At 51.9% G+C, this 2,110-nt stretch carries 2 tRNA genes and 2 rRNA genes; all 4 read right to left on the bottom strand.

From position 1 onward, the window contains the following. A 23S ribosomal RNA gene (locus tag PI91_RS05980) occupies positions 1-1,267 on the bottom strand; the annotation flags it as partial. 170 nt (positions 1,268-1,437) lie between these two features. Beyond that, positions 1,438-1,513 (bottom strand) — tRNA-Ala (locus tag PI91_RS05975). A 43-nt stretch (positions 1,514-1,556) separates the two neighbouring features. Then, positions 1,557-1,633 (bottom strand) — tRNA-Ile (locus PI91_RS05970). A gap of 69 nt (positions 1,634-1,702) precedes the next feature. Then, a 16S ribosomal RNA gene (locus PI91_RS05965) occupies positions 1,703-2,110 on the bottom strand; the annotation flags it as partial.

Raw genomic sequence — 2,110 nt, 5'->3', positions numbered from 1 at the left:
CCGCTTTATCGTTACTTATGTCAGCATTCGCACTTCTGATACCTCCAGCAACCCTCACAGGCCACCTTCAACGGCTTACAGAACGCTCCCCTACCCAACAACACATAGTGTCGCTGCCGCAGCTTCGGTGCATGGTTTAGCCCCGTTACATCTTCCGCGCAGGCCGACTCGACCAGTGAGCTATTACGCTTTCTTTTAAATGATGGCTGCTTCTAAGCCAACATCCTGGCTGTCTGTGCCTTCCCACATCGTTTCCCACTTAACCATGACTTTGGGACCTTAGCTGGCGGTCTGGTTGTTTCCCTCTTCACGACGGACGTTAGCACCCGCCGTGTGTCCCGTGATAACATTCTTCGGTATTCGTAGTTTGCATCGGTTGGTAAGCCGGGATGGCCCCCTAGCCGAAACAGTGCTCTACCCCGAAGATGAGTTCACGAGGCGCTACCTAAATAGCTTTCGGGGAGAACCAGCTATCTCCCGGTTTGATTGGCCTTTCACCCCCAGCCACAAGTCATCCGCTAATTTTTCAACATTAGTCGGTTCGGTCCTCCAGTTAGTGTTACCCAACCTTCAACCTGCCCATGGCTAGATCACCGGGTTTCGGGTCTATACCCTGCAACTTAACGCCCAGTTAAGACTCGGTTTCCCTTCGGCTCCCCTATACGGTTAACCTTGCTACAGAATATAAGTCGCTGACCCATTATACAAAAGGTACGCAGTCACACCACGAAGGTGCTCCCACTGCTTGTACGTACACGGTTTCAGGTTCTTTTCACTCCCTCGCCGGGTTCTTTTCGCCTTTCCCTCACGGTACTGGTTCACTATCGGTCAGTCAGGAGTTTAGCCTTGGAGGATGGTCCCCCCATATTCAGACAGGATACCACGTGTCCCGCCCTACTCTTCGAGTTCACAACCTGTGTGCTTTCGTGTACGGGACTGTCACCCTGTACCGTGCGACTTTCCAGACGCTTCCACTAACACACAAGCTGATTCAGACTCTGGGCTGCTCCCCGTTCGCTCGCCGCTACTGGGGGAATCTCGGTTGATTTCTTTTCCTCGGGGTACTTAGATGTTTCAGTTCCCCGGTTCGCCTCGTTAACCTATGTATTCAGTTAACGATAGTGTGACGAATCACACTGGGTTTCCCCATTCGGACATCGCCGGGTCAAAGGTTCATATCACCTCGCCGGCGCTTTTCGCAGATTAGCACGTCCTTCATCGCCTCTGACTGCCAGGGCATCCACCGTGTACGCTTAGTCGCTTAACCTCACAACCCGAAGATGTTTCACTTCTGATTGCGAAAATTTGAGAGACTCGAACACACCATTTAAGATGTGTCGTTTCAATTTTCAGCTTGATCCAGATTTTTAAAGAGCAAAACTTCGCAGTGCACCTTTTCAGGTTCACTCTGAAGTTTTCTTGGTTCGCAGTAAAAGATGGTGGAGCTATGCGGGATCGAACCGCAGACCTCCTGCGTGCAAAGCAGGCGCTCTCCCAGCTGAGCTATAGCCCCATCGTTTTGCAATCTCTGTACCGCTCATCCTTTAAAAGGAGTTTGGTAGGCCTGAGTGGACTTGAACCACCGACCTCACCCTTATCAGGGGTGCGCTCTAACCACCTGAGCTACAAGCCTGCAGAGATTTTTACTGCTGTTTTTCATCAGACAATCTGTGTGAGCACTACAAAGGCAGGTTCTTTAAGGTAAGGAGGTGATCCAACCGCAGGTTCCCCTACGGTTACCTTGTTACGACTTCACCCCAGTCATGAATCACAAAGTGGTAAGCGCCCTCCCGAAGGTTAAGCTACCTACTTCTTTTGCAACCCACTCCCATGGTGTGACGGGGGGTGTACAAGGCCCGGGAACGTATTCACCGTAGCATTCTGCGACTACGGCCGACTTCATGGAGTCGAGTTGCAGACTCCAATCCGGACTACGACGCACTTTATGAGGTCCGCTTGCTCTCGCGAGGTCGCTTCTCTTTGTATGCGCCATTGTAGCACGTGTGTAGCCCTACTCGTAAGGGCCATGATGACTTGACGTCATCCCCACCTTCCTCCAGTTTATCACTGGCAGTCTCCTTTGAGTTCCCGGCCGGACCGCTGGCAACAA

Source organism: Enterobacter sp. FB, assembly GCF_000805795.1.
Lineage (GTDB): Bacteria > Pseudomonadota > Gammaproteobacteria > Enterobacterales > Enterobacteriaceae > Enterobacter > Enterobacter roggenkampii.
The sequence above is the reverse complement of the archived record's forward strand: the minus strand, read 5'-3'. Positions and strand labels throughout refer to the sequence as shown.